Origin of the sequence: Bacteroides nordii (assembly GCF_019930665.1) — a bacterium.
In the GTDB taxonomy this organism is placed as follows: domain Bacteria; phylum Bacteroidota; class Bacteroidia; order Bacteroidales; family Bacteroidaceae; genus Bacteroides; species Bacteroides nordii.
Genome location: NZ_CP082886.1, coordinates 2,054,078 through 2,073,981, shown reverse-complemented (window position 1 = coordinate 2,073,981; position 19,904 = coordinate 2,054,078). Strand labels below are relative to the sequence as shown.

The 19,904-nt window shown below is 37.8% G+C and carries 21 protein-coding genes; 5 read left to right on the top strand and 16 right to left on the bottom strand.

Translation table 11 applies throughout. The annotated features are described in order from the left end of the window. Positions 1-7 precede the first annotated feature (7 nt). From K8P02_RS08120 to K8P02_RS08055, 14 genes are all read right to left on the bottom strand, one after another. Positions 8-1,066 (bottom strand): Gfo/Idh/MocA family oxidoreductase, encoded by a 1,059-nt coding sequence (locus K8P02_RS08120; RefSeq protein WP_025866400.1) that lies wholly within the window; start codon positions 1,064-1,066, stop codon positions 8-10. Then, the gene (locus K8P02_RS08115) at positions 1,057-1,866 is read right to left on the bottom strand and encodes a patatin-like phospholipase family protein (protein WP_002560317.1); all 810 of its coding nucleotides are present in this window, start codon (positions 1,864-1,866) and stop codon (positions 1,057-1,059) included. The genes K8P02_RS08120 and K8P02_RS08115 overlap by 10 nt, the downstream gene beginning before the upstream one ends. 160 nt (positions 1,867-2,026) lie before the next feature. Further along, positions 2,027-3,550 carry a 4Fe-4S binding protein gene (locus tag K8P02_RS08110; protein WP_025866399.1) on the bottom strand — a complete coding sequence of 508 codons (1,524 nt, stop codon included), beginning with the start codon at positions 3,548-3,550 and terminating at the stop codon, positions 2,027-2,029. A gap of 4 nt (positions 3,551-3,554) precedes the next feature. Further along, positions 3,555-4,484, bottom strand: a complete 930-nt coding sequence (locus K8P02_RS08105; protein WP_007485570.1) for a DUF362 domain-containing protein — start codon at positions 4,482-4,484, stop codon at positions 3,555-3,557. Between the two features lie 85 nt (positions 4,485-4,569). Then, positions 4,570-4,965, bottom strand: coding sequence for a phosphoribosyltransferase (locus K8P02_RS08100; RefSeq protein WP_002560314.1), 396 nt, complete (start codon positions 4,963-4,965; stop codon positions 4,570-4,572). Positions 4,966-4,969: 4 nt separating this feature from the next. Then, positions 4,970-5,479 carry a hypothetical protein gene (locus K8P02_RS08095; protein ID WP_025866398.1) on the bottom strand — a complete coding sequence of 170 codons (510 nt, stop codon included), beginning with the start codon at positions 5,477-5,479 and terminating at the stop codon, positions 4,970-4,972. Positions 5,480-5,548: 69 nt separating this feature from the next. Next, the gene (locus K8P02_RS08090) at positions 5,549-6,673 is read right to left on the bottom strand and encodes a DUF362 domain-containing protein (protein WP_002560312.1); all 1,125 of its coding nucleotides are present in this window, start codon (positions 6,671-6,673) and stop codon (positions 5,549-5,551) included. A 176-nt stretch (positions 6,674-6,849) separates the two neighbouring features. Beyond that, on the bottom strand, positions 6,850-7,266 hold the full coding sequence (locus K8P02_RS08085; protein ID WP_025866397.1) for a DUF3788 family protein: 417 nt from the start codon (positions 7,264-7,266) through the stop codon (positions 6,850-6,852). A 431-nt stretch (positions 7,267-7,697) separates the two neighbouring features. Beyond that, positions 7,698-9,230, bottom strand: a complete 1,533-nt coding sequence (locus K8P02_RS08080) for a PAS domain-containing sensor histidine kinase (RefSeq protein WP_044157814.1) — start codon at positions 9,228-9,230, stop codon at positions 7,698-7,700. Between the two features lie 176 nt (positions 9,231-9,406). Continuing rightward, positions 9,407-10,075 carry a SanA/YdcF family protein gene (locus K8P02_RS08075; protein WP_223382400.1) on the bottom strand — a complete coding sequence of 223 codons (669 nt, stop codon included), beginning with the start codon at positions 10,073-10,075 and terminating at the stop codon, positions 9,407-9,409. Further along, the gene (locus K8P02_RS08070) at positions 10,075-11,277 is read right to left on the bottom strand and encodes an MFS transporter (RefSeq protein WP_025866394.1); all 1,203 of its coding nucleotides are present in this window, start codon (positions 11,275-11,277) and stop codon (positions 10,075-10,077) included. Before K8P02_RS08070 ends, K8P02_RS08075 begins: the two co-directional genes overlap by 1 nt. Positions 11,278-11,380: 103 nt before the next feature. Beyond that, a complete protein-coding gene (locus K8P02_RS08065) occupies positions 11,381-12,229 on the bottom strand; it encodes a 23S rRNA (adenine(2030)-N(6))-methyltransferase RlmJ (RefSeq protein WP_025866393.1) in 849 nt (282 codons plus the stop codon). 16 nt (positions 12,230-12,245) lie between these two features. After that, on the bottom strand, positions 12,246-12,695 hold the full coding sequence (locus K8P02_RS08060) for a GNAT family N-acetyltransferase (RefSeq protein ID WP_044157790.1): 450 nt from the start codon (positions 12,693-12,695) through the stop codon (positions 12,246-12,248). Positions 12,696-12,710: 15 nt separating this feature from the next. Then, on the bottom strand, positions 12,711-13,424 hold the full coding sequence (locus K8P02_RS08055) for a DUF169 domain-containing protein (RefSeq protein WP_002560304.1): 714 nt from the start codon (positions 13,422-13,424) through the stop codon (positions 12,711-12,713). 249 nt (positions 13,425-13,673) lie between these two features. On the opposite strand from K8P02_RS08055, the gene K8P02_RS08050 reads away from it, so the two are divergent. From K8P02_RS08050 to K8P02_RS08030, 5 genes are all read left to right on the top strand, one after another. Continuing rightward, entirely contained in the window at positions 13,674-15,176 is a 1,503-nt protein-coding gene (locus K8P02_RS08050) for a glutamine synthetase family protein (RefSeq protein ID WP_025866391.1), read from the top strand. A 137-nt stretch (positions 15,177-15,313) separates the two neighbouring features. Then, on the top strand, positions 15,314-16,030 hold the full coding sequence (locus tag K8P02_RS08045; RefSeq protein WP_002560302.1) for a DUF4396 domain-containing protein: 717 nt from the start codon (positions 15,314-15,316) through the stop codon (positions 16,028-16,030). Positions 16,031-16,105: 75 nt separating this feature from the next. Then, a complete protein-coding gene (locus K8P02_RS08040; RefSeq protein ID WP_007485576.1) occupies positions 16,106-16,675 on the top strand; it encodes a Crp/Fnr family transcriptional regulator in 570 nt (189 codons plus the stop codon). 530 nt (positions 16,676-17,205) lie between these two features. After that, on the top strand, positions 17,206-17,922 hold the full coding sequence (locus K8P02_RS08035; protein ID WP_025866389.1) for an SDR family NAD(P)-dependent oxidoreductase: 717 nt from the start codon (positions 17,206-17,208) through the stop codon (positions 17,920-17,922). 132 nt (positions 17,923-18,054) lie between these two features. Beyond that, on the top strand, positions 18,055-18,630 hold the full coding sequence (locus K8P02_RS08030) for a phosphatase PAP2 family protein (protein ID WP_025866388.1): 576 nt from the start codon (positions 18,055-18,057) through the stop codon (positions 18,628-18,630). Positions 18,631-19,361: 731 nt separating this feature from the next. Here the strand turns inward: K8P02_RS08030 and K8P02_RS08025 are convergent. Both K8P02_RS08025 and K8P02_RS08020 read right to left on the bottom strand, forming a co-directional pair. Beyond that, on the bottom strand, positions 19,362-19,532 hold the full coding sequence (locus K8P02_RS08025; protein WP_007485580.1) for a hypothetical protein: 171 nt from the start codon (positions 19,530-19,532) through the stop codon (positions 19,362-19,364). Between the two features lie 101 nt (positions 19,533-19,633). Then, entirely contained in the window at positions 19,634-19,843 is a 210-nt protein-coding gene (locus tag K8P02_RS08020; RefSeq protein WP_025866387.1) for a hypothetical protein, read from the bottom strand. Positions 19,844-19,904 lie beyond the last annotated feature (61 nt).

The following is a 19,904-nucleotide window of genomic DNA, read 5'->3' as shown; positions in this document are numbered from 1 at the left end:
ATAAGATTTATTTTAAGCTGATAACTTTACCTTCCTGCTGGCTTCGATAAGCTGCTTCAATAACACGAATCACATTCAGGATATCACGCGCTCCTGTCTGCAATGCTTCTCCAAGGCGAAGGTGTTCATATATGTTTTGATAAAACCCACCGTAATTTCCAGAAATACCCGGATATTTCCGACAGATCTCTTCTCCATCAATCTCTGTATGTATTAATCCCCATTCTTCTTCTGTTTCTTCTCCCCAATGAGGTTGATCGGGCATTTCGCCACGCAGTAAAGCAGCTTCTTGTTTGTCGACTCCATGTTTTACATATGAACCTAAGGTTCCATGAAGAACAAACCGGGGCTCAGCTTCCCGCATTAAATAACTGGCTTTTAGCGTAACTCTTACATCCGGCGCCAATGAAGGACGAAGAAAACGAATCATAAAATAATCGTCAACTTTTCCATGGGTACGCATGGTAGCTATATCGGCAAAAACTGCCTCCGGCATACCAAACAATCGGATGGCTTGGTCTATGAGATGGGAGCCTAGATTATAAGTTAATCCACCACCTGATTCTCCTGTCTCTTTCCAAGTGTTAGGTTTGATAAAGTTACGATAGCGTGCAAAAGTAGATTCATATTCTACCAGTCGTCCCAGCAGCCCTTTGGAAATGATCTCCTGTACAGTCTGGAAATCCGCATCCCATCTCCGATTTTGATATACACTAAGCATGAGGCCTTTTTCGGCAGCCAATGCTATCAATTCTTCTCCCTCTTCCGTAGTTGAAGTAAAAGGTTTCTCAACAATGACATGCTTTCCCGCTTCAAGAGCCAAACGGGCATATTCATAATGCGTACTATCCGGAGTATTAACTACAATCAACTCTATTGCAGGATCTTTTATCAACTCTTCGAAACTGCGTACAATTGTAGCATCAGGATAGCGTTCCTTTGAAAGCTCCTTACTACGCTCTACTATTTTGCAAAGTTCAAAATGAGGATTGGTACTAATAAACGGAGCATGAAAAACTTGTCCTGACATTCCGTAAGCAGCCAAACCTACTTTTATTATCTCCATATTCTTCCTTTCTCCTGAAACAGATTTTCCAATATTTCATTGGCCGTTTTATATCCCTGATCAAATATCTCTTCTGCCTTTTCCAACTCCCGGTTGCTATATCCATTCAAGTTGTACGGTTCTATTAACAGATCGCAAAGTTCGCGTTCCGGAAATGTATTGGCACGAAACATGAAATGATAGGATCGCATCGCAATGCTGACAATATTCATTTTATATTTCTCTGCTTCTAAAGGGCTAACATTGATGGCAACTACTTTTTCACATTCTTTGCGGAGGGTAGATACCGGCAGATTCATCAACAGCCCACCATCCACGTAATGTGTACCGTTTATTCTGACTGGCGTAAACATTACCGGCATACAACATGAAGCAGCAACCCGCTCAGCGATGCTGCCTTTCCGGAAATGCATGCTTCGTCCGTGATCCAGGTCTGTAGCAGTTATAATAAGGGGGATTTGTAACTCTTCCAACTTCTGAGCTTTCAGATTACTTTTGAGGAAATCTATAAATTCTCCCAGTTCGAAGAGTCCTACTTTGGGAATCACCATTTTTGTAAGATCTTGAAATTTATGTCCGGAAAAGTAATCCAGGACTTTGTGAGGTTCGTTACCATCAGCATAAAATACACCAGCCAACGCACCTGCACTTACACCCGAAATTATATCCGGCCTGATATCATGCTCCAAAAGGGCCTGCATCACTCCTAAGTGGGCAAAGCCTTTAATAAACCCACCACTAAGTGCATATCCTATCTGAAATTTTCTGTGTTCCCAATCGGTAGTTACTACATCCTCCATTTGCTTCTTTTTATATTGTTCGCCACGAAATTAGTAAAATTCTGCAAAGAAGAACTTGATATAGAGAAAAAAGTTCACCACTGATAACACAGATTAGTACTGATTGTCTCTTCGAAAAGAAAAAGTCAGTACTAATCTGTGTCGTCAGTGGTGAATATAATCAGAATCCGAATCCGTCTATCTCGACCTCTTCCTTTTCTGTTTCTTTAAATGGTTTAGCTGCTTTCTGTATCGGATTACCTTCTATATAAACTGCACGGAACGGACGAGAGGGGCATACATATTCACAACCGCCACATCCTACACAGATATCTGTATTCACATGCGGAATCGTCAGTCCACCTTTGTACGGCACCATCGCTATAGCTTGTGTCGGGCAGTGTTCTGAACAGGCACCACAACTGGTACCATCTGTATACACAATACAGTTTTCTTCAATAAAGACTACATACCCCATTTGAGTCAGATGTTTCTCTTCCACAGTCAATGGTTTTATGGCTCCATTGGGACATACATCTCCACAAACAGTACAGTCAAAGTTACAAAACCCTTTTTCGAAATTCACCGTAGGTTGCATGATTCCTCCTAATCCATATTCTGTGAATGCAGGTTTCAGCACATGCGAAGGACATTTACTGACACAAAGATGGCAAGATGTACAGTGATTCTGGAAGTACTCACGACTAACAGATCCCGGAGGCGTTATTGGGTTCTTTTTTTGATATGCTTTTTGACCTCCCAACAGGGTTGCCGCCGTTTCTTTAACTTGTGCCAATACTTTGGGCGCAGTAGCTGCTGTTATTGCCCCTGCCATTAAAAAACGACGTTTAGAACTATCTGCGCTCTCTTTTTTTATAGATTCTGAAGACGGAGCATAAACCAACGCATGCTTATTGCATACTTCCAAACAGTCAAAACAGTCTACGCAGCGACTATAATCAACAGCATGGTTTTTACTGTCTATGCAAGCAGCTTTACACTTAGTCGCACACAGACCACAACCATTACACTTATTCTGATCAATCCGAACTTTAAATAGGGAAAAACGGCTTAAGAATCCTAAGACAGTTCCTACCGGGCAAATTGTATTACACCATGTACGCCCATGTTTCCAAGCAAGAAACAGGATGATGATAAAAGTGAGTAATGCTATCACAAGTGAAGCCACACTCAAGACAGAAGCATCTACCTGATAGAAGGTATAATTTTTAAATTGAGAAAATACAGACTCCAATAAATTATTGCCCAACATATACACCGGTTTAAATACATTGACTACTATCCGGCCGTATGCACTATAAGGATCAAGCAGCCCAAGTATCGCAGTAAAACCACAGAAAAAGGAAATAGCTGTGATCCCTACAACAATCCAACGTAGAATATTCTTTGCCGGACTATAACTATATCTTTTCTTTTTCTTTCCAACAAACTTTGAGCCCCGTGCCACTACATCCTGAAAAATACCCATAGGACAAATAGTAGAACAGTAAATCCGACCAAACAATAATGTCAATACAATTAGAAAAATCAGTACACCAATACTAAAGGACAAAAGCGCCGGAATAAACTGTATGTGTGCCAGTCTATGAAAACTATTGGGCAATATACCCGCAAAATCCAAAAAATAAAATGTAATCAGTGTAAATAGAGCCACTGATATACCTATACGTATTTTTCTCAACATGTGTTTATAACTTAATTCGCTTCACGTTCAGTTTGTCCAGATTCATTGTACCTATTTTCAAGGCTTCCCCTTTGGCAAGATGCCCTACGGTATCCAAAGGCATTTCGCGTACTTGATTGAAAAATTTAGCGGCAGCTGTATCTACGGCTACTATATCAGGTGAGATAAAAAGACCTTTAGCCAGTACAACATCTGAGGCAGAACGTCCACGCGGACCATTGGTTTTCATAATACGGTAAGCATCTACCACATTCAATACTGCCTTTTTTTGCATAGTACAGATATCAGCTATGCATTGTTGCAAATCATTCTTATGAAAATAACCTCTATCCCATACTATTCCCATATGATTTTTCATCGAAATAGTAAGGTTTGCACCACCATGATTTTTTAAGACAGGCACATTGATCCATACATCACTATTCAATATAGCTTCGTGTATTTTGGCTTTCTTCAGATTTTTTCCTTTTGGCAAATCCACAGAACGGTAATATGATTCCAGATGGGCAGGCATTACTTTGGCTCCGGCAGCTTTAGCAGCAGCTTCAATTCCGCTGTTCTTATAGCATTTTTGCCAATCGTCACAAGTATGGTCAAATACAGTAACTTCTTTGGCTCCGGCGGCAAAACACTGTTTTACAATTTCAGCAACCAACTTAGGATTGGTATTGCCTGCCAATTCCGGAACTTTGTCCCATCCTATATTGGGTTTTACCACAACTTTCTGTCCCGGTTTCACAAACTGTTTCATACCTCCCAATTCAGTAATTGCACGCTGGAACATCACTTCCGGTTCGCCACCCATTACAGCTACGAGATCAGGTTTACCAGTATTATTTACGGCTTGTGTCAGTACTTCCATTGCTTCTGAGCGCTGTATAGTCATTGCCGCACCCGCTATCGCTACTGTTTTCAGAAAATCTCTTCTGTCCATCTTTTATTTTTAATTTATTCCCTACAGTCATGACCATGATCCGATCTGTATCACATAGGTACGTTATCTATTTACAATCTACTATTCAGACAATCCACGGAAATTTAAAACAAGCTTCATCAAAAAGAGCATAGTCCGCATTTCCGTTAACGGCGAAAGTTTTTATCATTCTGGCTTCTTGCATCAATTCCTTGGCTAATTTTATAGTAGAACCGGTTTTTATACGGTCATCCACCAAGAGAATACGTTTATCTCTGAAATCGAAGTCAATTGGTGCCAGAAGTTTGGGCTGATCATACTTTGGATGTTGATATTCGTCTCTCAAATTGATTTTCAGCAAATGAATCTCTTTTTGTAAACGCTGATTAATGATACCCGCCGGAACAATTCCACCATTGGCAATGGCTACAATCATATCAAATTCATCCTCGAAGGCGATAGAACGAAAACGTTCCATCACCTCATCAAACGTTTTTGCCATATTGTCAGATTCCTGCAATAGCTTTGAGCAATGCATAACCACCAAACCATTGAATAAGCATTCCCGGAACACCTATACGGAAATCTTGTACAGCAGCAAAGAAGTCTCCTAAATAGGCCCATTCAAGGGCTGTACCTACAACCTGATAAGACAGTACTGCAAGCAGGATGGCTAATAACGAAACTTTTTTTGCATAACGGGCAGCCAATGCAGAAGCTCCCGCAAGTAAAGCAGATTTAGTAAGGATAACAGGCAGTGCAGCAGCTGCAGGCATTGCAAATAGTAAATGATTGATAACTGGTGATAAAATAGCAGTCAGTAAGCCTACACGAAAACCATATTTATACGATGCAATCAGTGTGAAAAAATAAATAGGCAATAGGGTAGGACCACCGGCAGGCACCAAATGACACAATTGAGGTAATGCAATATTGCCTGCTACAAATAGCAAAGCGAACAAATACGTTTTCACATTACTGTAATTCAAAGAATAAAGTTTAACTGTTGTTTCCATTTCTATTCTGTTTTTGATTGATAACATTGTATTTAAAATTAGATTGTATATTTAAAGAATGGTTTAATTTCACACACGAATTAATTCATAATCCATTGTTCCTAATCCTATTTTCTCTGCATGTTTTAATCCAGCCAACCAGTCAGTATCGGGATGCATCAGATGGAATTTATCACAACCGCATAAATCATCCTGTTCATGTTTGTCAGATAAGCGGTTTCCACTATGCAGGATAGGTGCTTGTATCACTAAGTCGGCACATGCTTTATCCAGAGCTACCGGATCAAAAGATGCTAAGATCCCTAAATCGGGGACAATAGCAGCATCATTATGATTCCAGCAATCGCATTCCGGAGATACATTCATAATAAAACTCACATGGAAGTGCGGTTTACCTTTAACTACAGCAAGTGAGTATTCGGCTATTTTGTAATTCAGGCGTTCAGAGGTATCTTCGTCACCCATTACAGCTGCATCATACTGACACAGAGCAACACATTGACCGCATCCGATGCATTTTTCGTAATCGATTTCTGCTTTACGATTTACATTCAAATGTACGGCATCATGTGCACAATGTTTTACACAGATATTACAGCTTTTGCAATTATCGATATTGATTCGGGGTTGAGAAGCACTATGCAACTCCAACTTTCCACCTACGCTGGCACATCCCATTCCGAGATTCTTCAAAGCACCGCCAAATCCTGTTTGCTCATGCCCTTTGAAATGATTCATGCTAATAATAACATCAGCATCGGCAATAGCCGTTCCTATTTTGGGAGCTTTACAATACTCTCCGTTTTTTAGTGGAATTTCCTTGCAGTCAGTACCTTTCAGCCCATCAGCTATAATGACCTGACATTGTGCCGATATCGGGTTAAAACCGTTTTCCATTGCACTCTGTAAATGGTCAACGGCATTGGCACGCTGCCCGGAATACAGTGTATTACAATCTGTCAAAAAAGGTTTTGCGCCAAAACTACGTAATAGGTTGGCCATTCGTGCTGCATAATTCGGACGTATATATGCCAGGTTTCCCGGCTCCCCAAAATGGATTTTAATAGCCACAAAATTATCTTTAAGAGGTATGGTTCCAATACCAGCTTTCTTTACCAGCCGCTCCATTTTGTCAAGTAGATTGGAGGTAGGTGTAGTCCGTAAATTCGTAAAATAAACTTTTGAAGTGTTCATAATTTTAATTCATGTAGCGCATATGCCATCAAAGGTAAATTAAAAAAGATATTTCAATAGCACATTGCAAATATATCATTTGTTCTTTATTTATTGTTCTATAAAAAATATACTGAATAGTTATTGATACATTTTCTATAAAGATTGAGAGAATATTAATAAAGAGCCTCCCTCTTTTATTTCAAACTCCTTTTAAAGCGTAAAACAGTTAAAACATCTTCCAGCTTTTCTTTATCACCAACTACTATTGACATTGGCAGTAATTTGCCAACGGGTTTCATCTCATAAAAATCTTCTTTTATATAATCTGATATATTCAGATCTGCAATAGCAGATAAGTGTCTTTCCATGAAAAAAGATGATACTCTGAAGAATCCATCGTAAACATGCAACCAACCCATATTCTTCTTCTTGAACATCATTTTACACAACCAGGCTTTACCATCTCTGTAATAATTCCATTCCGGCCGTATCTCCATAGCAATCAACAAAGCGTTCAATTCTTCAAACGCCGGATAACTACTACCCAAAACAGCTTCTAAGACTTCTTGTGTTGGAAGTATATCCCCATCTCTCAGTGCCAATGTTTCCATTCTTGTGTGTTTTTTTGATTATTCATTGGAAAAATCATGTTATTATGCTGATACCCATAGTTCAACAATCTTTAATGTTGATGCAAAAATAACAGTTTTTTCTTTGCTTACCCTATCGAATTTCATAAATCAGTAATAAAGGTATATATATCAGCAATCGGTATAACAATCTATTGGTAAAATCGGAATAATTTTACACTGTAGATAGCCTGTGCAGTATTGAAAAAATGATTAATAAAGAAATATATTACAAAGTACATACCGTATATTAGTTTTCTCTGTACATTGAATGCACTATCATGTATCAATGAGATAATTCCTGAAAATTAGTAATTCTGAGGTTACAAAAAAAAAGTGGGTAAACAAATGATTTGTTGCCCACTCTTTTTCTCTATTACAGAAGAGTTCTTTTTTCTTAGAAGAACAGATATTTACTTTTCGCTCATGGAAACGATACTTTTTGCCGGCAAAGTAAACCAGAAAGTAGAACCTTCACCTTCCTGTGAGAAAACTCCTATATTGCCACCCAAATGAGAAACAATGGTTTTACTAATAGAAAGTCCCAAACCTGTTCCCTGTATAAAACTGTTTAATTTAACAAAACGTTCAAATACCTCGTTCACCTTTTCAGCTTGTATACCATATCCTGTATCCTCTACATAAAAATAGAGTTCACCTGATGGATTTAGCTTGTAACCTATGTGAATATGTCCTTGGGGAGTAAATTTAATAGCATTGTTTACAAAATTGTGTATCACTTGTAACAAACGGTTTCGATCACTATTTACCACACATTCCGGCAGATGGTCAGTAAAGGCAATCTCCAGTTCAGGATTGTTTGCTTTCATTTGAGCGGTTTGTGCTACCTCGACCAATAGATTATTCAAATCAATATCAGAATAAATAAATTCTAAAGTACCTGCTTCGATCTTAGACAAATCCAGAATATCACTGATCAACTGCAAAAGAAGAGCATTATTGTTCAAAATAATATCTGCATACTCTTCTTTCTCTTCCGGGTTATCTGTTTCCGTCAATAACTCTGAGAACCCAACAATTGCATTTAGTGGGGTTCTGATTTCATGGCTCATATTTGCTAAAAAAGCAGATTTCAGTGTATTACTTTGTTCTGCCTGTTCTTTGGCAAGCCTTAGAGACTCTTCCATATTTTTTTGTTTCGTAATGACCATACCTGAACCGATCACACTAATGGGACGTCCCTTTACATCATACCTGAAAACAGTTCCTTGCTTATTTACCCATTCATATTCACGGTCATTATACCAATGTATCTGATACACTTCATGAAATTCGGTTCGTTTTCCTTCACGTAATTCTCTGAATACAGTCGAAATATGTTCACGGAAGTCCGGATGAACTTTTTTCAGATATTCATCAATAGAAATGTTGTATTTCCCATTATCATCAGGTCCCGAAGCACTCTCATGGTGATAAAGATTATAATCGGTAGAGAAAGTATGCGTCACCAGATCAGCACTCCATGGCAATACTTCGGCAATGCTCAAAGCAGATGAAAGTATTGAATTACTGGTCTCAAGTTCTTCTTTAGCCCGGTTAAGAGAGAGTTGTGTGCGTTCTAACTCCAGTTGTGAGATATATGCCTGAGGAATATCATGTGCGGTCATTATTACTCTATCTCTGTCAATCGGGGAGATTTGGATTTCATAACAATGCTTATTCCCGTTTTCTTCCAGATCAAGTTCAAAAAACTCAGACTTTCCGGAAGCAATAGCTTTCCGAAAATGTTTCATACAAATTCGTCCCGTTTCCCAATCTAAAAAAGTCTCTATTTTTTTTCCAATCATTCCCTCCGGATTAAATGGTAAGTTACAGCTGGGATTAATAATATTCAAAAGTGTAGCTTGTTCATTATACACAAATATCATATCTGGCACAGTTTCTATAGTATGTTCATGTGCTCCTGTAAAAATTATATTATCCATCATTTTTTTCTCTGGTTTTGTATCAATCTTATCTGTTTCAATATAGTAGGCTGCCAAAGTCCTTTTCTTTTTACATTAAAAGAACAACAAATTATTGATTGAAAAGTTTTTAGAGGTATTATTTTATATAAACCGCTCACTCATTTAAACCATAGATGGAAAAATAGATATATATGTTATTTAATAATAATTTTTTCTCCCAGATATTTAGGGCTCTTATTTGTATATAAGTCCAGGAATAATTTAACTCTTGCAAATTTTTCGCGGAGCTGTGTTTTAAAACCACTGTAAGCATTCACATCTTCTGCATTAAAACCTACTACCTGCAAAGCTCTGGCTTGGGCTATATAAATGGCACGGCGGTTATGAAATTCCTGAGATATGACGGTAAAACTGGATTGGCCGAAGATCTTTTCCATACGCACTACAGAATCAAGTGTCCTGAAACCGGCATAGTCCAGATAGATTTTATTTTCAGGAATACCTTCTTTCAGCAATTCAGCTTGCATGTCTTCGGGTTCATTATATCCCTCACGACTGTTGTCACCGCTAATAACAATCGCATCTATTTTCCGTGCTTTAAAGAGAGCAACAGTAGCCTGTATCCTGTTCCGGAAATACTGATTAGGATTACCGGAACGCAATGTTTTGGAAGTTCCCAATAATAGTCCGACTTTGTTATAAGGAATGGAGGCCGGCTCCTTATAGACCAATGAGTCAGTAGCATATTCAACAGTGTAATTAGCGGCCATTGTCATTGCAACAATCAAAAGTATTCCGATTGGAATAGCCCATTTGATTCTTCTTCTCCACCTGCCAGTTTTCTTTATTTTCATATTACGCATCATTGTTTCACTTTTTTCAAATCTGGCAGAAACCAGGTAACCAACCCAAGCAAAGGCATGAAAGCACAAACATTATAAACAGCTTCAATGCCGAATCTGTCTGCCATATTCCCCAGCACTGCAGATGCGATACCAGCAACTCCGAAGGCAAAACCGAAAAACAAACCGGAAATCAATCCAAGTTTATTAGGTAGTAATTCCTGTGCATATAACAGAATAGCCGGGAATGCTGATGAGAGCATCAGACCTACACAAAAACTAAGTACTACTGTCCATGCAAGGCCTACATGAGGCATTAACATACTGAAAGGGGCTGTACCAAGAATTGATACCCAGATAACGTATTTCCGCCCGATACGATCTCCAATAGGACCTCCAACCAGTGTTCCGATAGCCGTAGCAATCAAAAAGACAAAAAGGAAAAGCTGTGACTGTTGCACACTGACTCCAAACTTATGAATCAGATAGAACGTATAGTAACTGTTCAAACTTGCCATATAGATATATTTGGAGAAAATCAGAATAAGCAGAAGTGTAATAGAAAAAACAGTCTTGTTCATTGGCAATGGCATAGCAAGATGTGTCTTCATTGTGACAGATTCACATTTTATCCGGTTCAAATACTTTTTATACCATTTGCAAACGGGAATCATTACTAAAATGGCCAAGAATGCCAAAATAGCGAACAAAGCTATGTGATGACGACCATAAGGAGCAACCAATAATGCCACCAACAGAGGACCTAATGAACCACCCAGATTGCCACCTACCTGAAACAAAGATTGTGCAAGCCCCCTTCGTCCTCCGGAAGCAAGTGAAGTGATGCGTGATGCTTCCGGGTGAAGAACAGAAGAACCGATACCAATCAGAAATACGGAAAGAAGCACCCAATGCAGATTGGAAGCAAAAGCAAGATTCAACATCCCTGTCATTGTGAAAAGCATCCCTGCGGGAAGCGTCCATGCTACCGGACGTTTATCAAAAAAAAGACCAAATACGGGTTGGAATACCGATGCCGACATTTGATAAACCAATGTAATCAACCCGATTTGAGCAAAACTCAAAGCTAAATCATCTTTGAACAGGGGATAGGTTGCAGTTATGACAGATTGCAATAAGTCATTCAAACAATGAGAAATACTTAGTGCTATCAATATAGGAAAAGCAATTGAACTGACCGGACGTTGTGGATTTTGTATCATTTTATGACCTTTTGTTATCTATATATTCGTGAAATTGGCTGCAAATGTACAAAAACACAGCAGGTCTACACTAAACGAAATACTAAATAATTATTTTTTCAAGCTATAAAATGACTTCTTTGTATAAAGTTCCGTTAGTTCCGTTGTAAATTGCTCCCTGATACATATTGACCAACAGGTTACTATAATCCTGTAAAATAGTGTTACTATCCTTCGATAAATTGGCTGTTAATATTCCGCTTCCAAGTATTCCCGGATTACAAGGAATGGTATTTCGTTCTATTATTTCAAGAATTAACTCTACACAAGCACATCCTTTTATTTTATTTTTTCGGAGGCCATTAAGAATATATGCATTCAATTGTTCTTTCACACTCAAAGTCATAAAGCCATACCATAAATAGCACTTTATACCTGCCTGTGCCGCTTCAAGAAACACATCAAAATAAGTAAAACCTCCCGGTTCTCCGGATTTATCTATTTCATACGGATCAATGTGTATAAAAGAAGAGACAGGAAGAGACGGTAATAGCTCCACCGTTCCTCTGATGGAATCCTGATTGAATGTTCTTATTCGGTTTCTAAATCCGTCTCGTTGGGCAAATGCTTCAATGTTTTTCAAAGGTTCCTTTTCGATATCAAAGAAAAGCAATTCATCCGAAGGAGAATTCAGAATATTCATGGCCAATCCGGGAGAACCTAAATACAAATGATCCCGGTATGCCTTTCTTTCCAGATTCAGATAATTTGAATCGGTAAATTCATTATATTCTGATACGTTATTCAAAAAATGGCAGATACCATATTGTTGCTCCAAACTATTACTTAGCATATATTCTGCACAAGCGGAATTCGTCTCTACATATAGGTCCGGTTTTTCTTTCTTTAGTACTTCACACAAGATGACATGTTTGAATACATCTGCTTGTTTTCCAAAATGCGTATAGGGCATAACGTTATTATCTTTTTTATTTTTGTCGTATGTATTTCATTGGAGTATATCTGATTCCATCTGTCAACTGCTCTTTTTCAACATCTGTAAATCCCAACTTGTGATAGAATCCCACAGCATAGCGAGAGGAATTGACAGTAATTTCTTTTGCATTACTATTTTCTAAAACTAAATTGAATAAACTACGACCTACTCCCCGGCAGTGAAACTCCTTGTTTATAAAAAATAATGAGATGTGACTTCCTGTACTTCTTGTTGCAATGATGCCCACAAGTTTGTTACCATCAAAAGCACCATAAGCATCAAGACTGTCCACCATTTCTTTATCATCAATGAAATTACGGAAGTTTCTCAATCCTTCTTCACTACAATCCGTATTATCAAACTCTACAAAAACATCCCATGACAATTGCATTGCAGTAACTTTTTCATGTTCTGCCAATTTTCTAACTATGATAGAATCCATATTAGTTTTATTTTTTTATTGAGGTTGCATGCGCTCTCTGATTTTTCCCCAGGCATGAGTGTCGAACAGGCAACTACTACGCATGGTTTGATACATTTCCCTAAAACGGGACATAGGAATTGTATAACTTAATACATCCGGTTCAAAGTAAGGGCGCACGGACGGATCAAAAAAGCCCACAAAAGTTCTTCTTCCACCTTTCCGGTTTTCAAGAATTGTTTGAGTCACTACAGTGCTACAACCGGAGCCAAACTGTGATGTCACCGCATCCTCTGAGTTATTATCGAAACAAGCCCATGTTGTAAGTCCGGAAAGCATGTCGGGTGTTGCGAGAAATAAGATTCCTTCAATTAGATCAAAAGTATCTACCTTATCTATAGGCGCAAAGTGGAGATAGTTCTTTGTAGCCCTTGGCACTCCCAGACGTTCAATAAACTCTGTTACCATTTCCGGTGTCTGTTTGTACTTCTCTTTCAGGGAAACAAAAGTCGGCACATGTTCCGGCATATCGGTAAAACCGGTATAAAACTTTCCACCACCACATCCGATGACATCTGCATTTAAGCTGATAATATGTCCGTCTCTTACCTTTTTCATGTTCTTAAAAAAACAACCATTGATCTTTTCTGTCTGGCTTTCAGGAGTATCAGAGTACCAAAATACAATTGGTAATTCTGCCGTCTCTCCAAAAGCTTCCCGATAGTTTGCTACAAATGTCTTTATTTCCATTTTCTGATTTTTTTTAAAAGTTCGTACTAAGTAGAAGGGCAATATTCGCAAATTTAAGATAAAGAATGGTATTTATCAATGAACAAGCGTTAAATAGCTGGAAAAAGAAGATAATAGCCGAATCGCTAACATTTGTTAAGTAAAGGTGTTTTATTATCAACATATATAACTTGACTAACTAACTTTTTGTTATCTTTGGTTCAAAATATAACTGTTAACCATGTAACAATAAAAAACAACCGACGTATTATGAACCAAGAACTATCAATGAGCCCCCATTCGCTGGTGGCCTTCCTTCAAAAACCAGCTTCCGAATTTACGAAAGCTGACATCATCACTTATATTCAGAAGAATGACATCCGGATGATCAATTTCATGTATCCTGCAGCAGACGGACGATTGAAGACTTTGAATTTTGTCATCAACAATGCTGCCTATTTAGATGCAATCCTGACATGTGGCGAACGTGTGGATGGCTCCAGTCTGTTCCCATTTATAGAAGCAGGTAGTAGTGATTTATATGTAATTCCCCGGTTCCGTACAGCTTTTGTTGATCCTTTTGCAGAATTGCCAACAGTTTCCATGCTTTGTTCTTTCTTTAATAAAGATGGTGAACCTTTAGAGAGTTCTCCCGAATATACATTACATAAAGCTTGTAAGGCTTTTAAGGATGTAACCGGTATGGAATTTCAGGCAATGGGAGAGTTGGAGTACTATGTGATTTCAGAAGATGAAGATATGTTTCCGGCAACAGATCAGTGTGGCTATCATGAGTCAGCTCCTTATGCCAAGTTTAATGATTTCCGTACAGAGTGCATGGCATATATTGCACAAACGGGAGGACAAATTAAATATGGCCATTCGGAAGTTGGCAACTTTGCACTGGATGGCATGATATATGAACAAAATGAGATAGAATTCCTTCCGGTACGTGCAGAAGATGCAGCAGATCAGTTGATGATCGCCAAATGGGTAATTCGTAACCTGGCTTTTTCTTATGGATACAACATTACATTCGCTCCCAAAATTACTGTTGGAAAAGCAGGATCAGGCCTGCATATCCACATGCGTATCATGAAAGACGGACAAAACCAGATGCTAAAAGAGGGTATACTGTCCGAAACCGCCCGTAAAGCAATTGCCGGTATGATGGTACTTGCACCTTCTATCACTGCTTTTGGAAATACGAATCCAACTTCTTACTTCCGTCTGGTACCGCATCAGGAGGCACCTACCAATATTTGTTGGGGAGATCGTAACCGTTCGGTATTAGTACGTGTACCATTAGGCTGGTCGGCTAAAACTGATATGTGTATGTTGGCCAATCCATTGGAGAAACCAGCCAATTATGACACTACTCAGAAGCAAACTGTAGAAATGCGTTCTCCGGATGGTTCGGCAGATATCTATCAATTGATAGCCGGACTTGCAGTAGCCTGCCGTTATGGTTTTGAAATGGAAAATGCGCTGGATATAGCCGAAAAGACCTATGTCAATGTGAATATCCATAAACAAGAGAATGCAGATAAGCTGAAAACGCTGGAACAACTTCCGGATAGTTGTGCAGCATCTGCAGATTGTCTCGAGAAACAACGTGCTTTCTTTGAAAAGTACAATGTATTCAGTCCGGCTATGATTGACGGTATTATCACTAAGCTGCGTGCATACAATGACAGCACATTGCGTAGTGATATAAAGGATAAACCCATAGAGATGATGGAATTAGTGGAAGAGTTTTTCCACTGCGGATAACACATTACCAAATTTTAGAAACAAAGGGTCCCGATATTTCTGCAAATACCGGGACCCTCTGTTTATTTACTACCGGTAGAGTGAACCATTTAAAAAAGCGACTGTTGTACTTACAATTATTTTAAAACTATAAAAGTATGTTCAATCTGATTGCTGTATTTTTTGTATGTTCCGGAATTGGTATTGCCGTTCATATCGCATATGATCTTACCAGCCATAAACAATCTATGAAAATAATGAATGTAGTGTGGATATTAACTGCATTATGGGGAAGTTATCTTGCACTATGGGCTTACAATAAATTTGGGCAAAGTAAAACCTCTAAAATGGTAATGCCTGAACAGGAAATGACCGGCGAAAGCATGAAAATGGACATGAATATGGAAATGGATATGAGCAATGCTCATCCACAATGGCAGTCCGTGGCTCTTTCCACTTTACACTGTGGGGCAGGATGTACATTAGCAGATATTATCGGAGAGTGGATTACACATTATATTCCTATAAGCATTGGTGGTAGCATGATTTTAGGGAATTGGATACTTGATTTCATTCTGGCTTTGATAATAGGAGTTTATTTTCAATTCTATGCCATTCGGGAGATGGAAAAAATCTCGGTATCAAAAGGTATAACCCGTGCTTTTAAAGCAGATTTCCTCTCATTGACCTCCTGGCAGGTAGGCATGTATGGTTGGATGGCCATTGTTTATTTCATACTATTTGTAAATTTCCCGTTAGCAAAAGATTCATGGCAATTTTGGTTCATGATGCAAATTGCTATGCTCTTCGGTTTTATTTGTGCTTTCCCTATGAATGCTCTGCTCCTGAAACTGGGGATTAAAAAAGGAATGTGACGGATTAATAGAATACACTCCTGTTACTTTTCAATATATTCTGTAACTTTGTACAGTAAAATAAATAAAGTAACAGTGAGTGATTTCAATAAATATACATCCAAAATTGATTATTCTGCAATAATAGAATTCGCACTTCAGAACGGAGAACTGATGCATTATAAAAAAAGAGAATACTTCAACCGTCAAGGTGAAGTTTGCTATAAAATGGGGTATGTTGTTTCCGGTTCTTTTCGTTATTGTTGTATCAATAGTTCGGGGGAAAGCAAAGTAGTAGGATACACATTCGAAAATTCCTTTGTTGGCAATTATCCGGCTTGTCGTCTTGAAGACCATTCAAATGTTGAGATACAGGCACTATGTGATTGCTCCGTATACGTTGTTTCAAACAAGCAGATCACTCAATTCTACGAACAGAACATTGAAAATCAACGGTTGAGCAGAAGTATTGCAGAAACATTACTGTGGGAAGTATACGACCGTATGATTGCTATGTATAGCATGACACCCGAAGAACGTTATATAGAAATCCTTGACCGTTGTCCTGCGTTACTCAATCTTATCTCCCTCAAAGAACTAGCATCTTATCTTATGATCTGTCCTGAAACACTAAGCAGACTCCGAAGAAAATTAGTACAAAAGTAAGAGCCTGTCTAAACTTTAATCAGTTTTCTCTATCATTGTCCGATTCACAAGCAATAACCTTATTAACAGGGACTATATAAAGGAATCCAAGATGTGTTATAATTTCAGATGCACATAAATACTAAATAGACAGATAAAGGATGATTTGAACATTGAAAATGCACAACATTTCAACATGTTATAAGAATATTGATAATCAACGTGTTATATAGTCTATTTTTTTCCTCTACGAGAATCACCTCGTTTCTCTACGGAGATCGGGTCGAAACTCTACGAGGAACGGGTCGATTCTCGTAGAGGAAAAAACTAACCATCCATAAGATATAACAATTTGCATAAACATAAAAACGGAGACAATTATTAATTGTCATGAAAACAGAAAATAAAGTCAGAGATATCTTTTTTTATAAATAGTTGGTTTTAATAGAGCATACGAGAAGAAAATTTGAACAGACTCTGAAATCTTGATTTCAATCAAGACTTTTTTTATTCTGATGGGATACTTTTGTACCGGACGATAAAAAATGAAAATGAAAAAGGTTATTATCATAGGTGCTACATCCGGCATTGGACGTGGATTGGCAGAGACTTATATAAATGAAGGGTGTATTGTCGGCATTGTTGGTCGCCGGGAATTAATGTTACAGGAGATCTGTTCACAAAGTGAAGATTGCCATTACAGAGTATGTGACATTACCAATGACAATGATACACTTTATCAACTCAATACACTCACTAATGAAATGGGAGGTATGGATATTCTGGTGATTTGTTCCGGTGTGGGGGAAGTAAATCCAGAATTGGACTATCGGCTGGAGAAACCTACTCTTCTGACAAATGTAATTGGATTTACTAATATTGCGGATTGGGCTTTCCTATTCTTTCAACACCAGCAGTCAGGACAACTTGTTGCTATATCTTCCATTGGCGGTATTCGCGGAAGTGGTGTTGCCCCGGCATATAATGCAACCAAAGCATTTCAAATGAACTACACCGAAGGGCTAAGGCAGAAAGCTGCAAAATTACCTTATCCTCTATATCTCACAGATATACGCCCCGGTTTCGTTGATACAGCTATGGCAAAAGGTGAAGGCTTATTTTGGGTGACACCTCTTGATAAAGCAGTACGCCAGATATACAAAGCTATTACACGGAAAAAGAAAATATACTATATATCCAAACGCTGGAGATACATAGCATTGCTTCTGAAACTAATTCCTTCTTATTTGTATTGCAAAATGATGTAGAGTGATACAATTCCGGTCATTTGTCAATCTTAAAATCATATAGAAATATGTTTTTGTTTAATAACAATCGACTTTATATCCGATATCTTTTAATACCTTTGAGCATTATTTACAACAAAATCAGATGAGGGTATGACGAATTTCCGTAAACTATTTCTTTGGATATTAATTTGTATATTGACATTGTGTGCTTTAAGATATGGGGTCTTAGAAAGCGCGAATCAGTACATATATAATCTTCGTAATACACATATTCCTTCTTTTGCCTACCGTTATGATGATTTTCTGCCATATCTTCCGCTAACAATTATGTTCGGATTAAAAATAGCAGGAATAAAGAGTCGAAGTAACTGGACACAAATGTTGGTTGCTACTGTTTTTTCATTTGCATTGATGGTAATTACTGTTTCTTCAATCAAGTCATTGGCTGGAGTATTAAGACCGGACGGATCTGATTTGCTATCTTTTCCTTCGGGGCACACGGCAACCGCTTTTACATCAGCATGTTTGTTGTACAAGGAATATGGCAGGAAAAGTATCCTGGTAAGTGTAGTGGCCTATTTACCGGCCGTAGTTACAGGTATTACCCGCCAGCTTAATAACAGGCATTGGTTAAGCGATGTAGTGGGAGGGGCAGTAATTGGAATTGTTGCAGTAGAAGCAGGGTATTTCTTTACGGATTTACTGTTCAAAAAGAAACAGAACTAAGATACAGATCTGATCTCTATACAATCAAAAAGGAGTCCGGCAACTACCGGGCTCCTTTTTCAAACGTTTCTTTCAATAAAATTCTGATAACAACTTTTTTACTCATGGAGCATCACATACCCCCAAATCATAGAATCGGCATTTCCGATTCTATCTAACAATCTTTTTACCCATTTCATAATTTAAACATTTAATATTATACCTTGAAAACACTGCAAATGTAATGCAGAAATGTTACGATTGAATTGATCTAAAGCAAAAAATAGATTTCAAAGCTCTGGTTTTTGATGTATGTCAATAAAACCACACATTTGTATGACGATTATAAACAAAAAAGAAGCTTTTCGGGTATTACTTTCTGTACCCCGAAAAGCCTCTTTAAATATAGCAGCTAAAAACTCTATTTTTTTATTGGATTCATCCGACAAATATATAATTCATTAATATTGTTAATGCGTTTTTTTTAACATTTCTGATTTACTTTACAAGAGTGTACATTTTAGTTTATCAAGAACGTACATTCTTGCATGATAAAAGTGTACAATTAATACTTATATAAGTGTACACCCTTGTCCTCCTTTAAACACAAGGTCAATAGTCGCTATAAATCAACCGATTACACTAGGACAAACATTCATATCCTGTCTCACATACTCTTCTTAAATAAATGCTGTAATTGCTTTTTTGACCATTACGCATTTGTCAGACGAACCCTTTATTTTACATCCCGATCAGTCATTGTTATCTTCTTCACCATCAACCAGGTTATTTAATTCAATTTCCAAATCGACTAACTCCTGTTCCCACAGCTTTATAATATCTTTGGGAGTATCTTTAGGAGCCTTTTTAATCCTTTCCTGAGCAACAGATACCTGATGCTCCAACTGGCTGCGCCTACCCATATCGTTTATTTATTTATGATTATATAAATTAATTATCAATATAAATAACAGCCGCCGAAAGTAAAAGTTTGATTACTTAAAACTTTTATTACACTAATATTTTATACTTTTGAACTATGCAGCTTTTTATAAATCTCTATACGAAGATCTCTTTCTGCCTGGGATAAGTGTGCAGGAAGTTCAATGGATGTTCGTGGGCTGATTGCCACAAGCACTACATCACCTACGCTCTTTTTATACTCTTTAAGTACATTCTCTGTCAACTGATTGGACGAATTCATTTCAGATCGTATCATATTACCTTTTTTCATAATTCAAATTGTATTATTTTAGTTTTTATATTTTTTAGAAATGATTCTTGTTCCATCTACT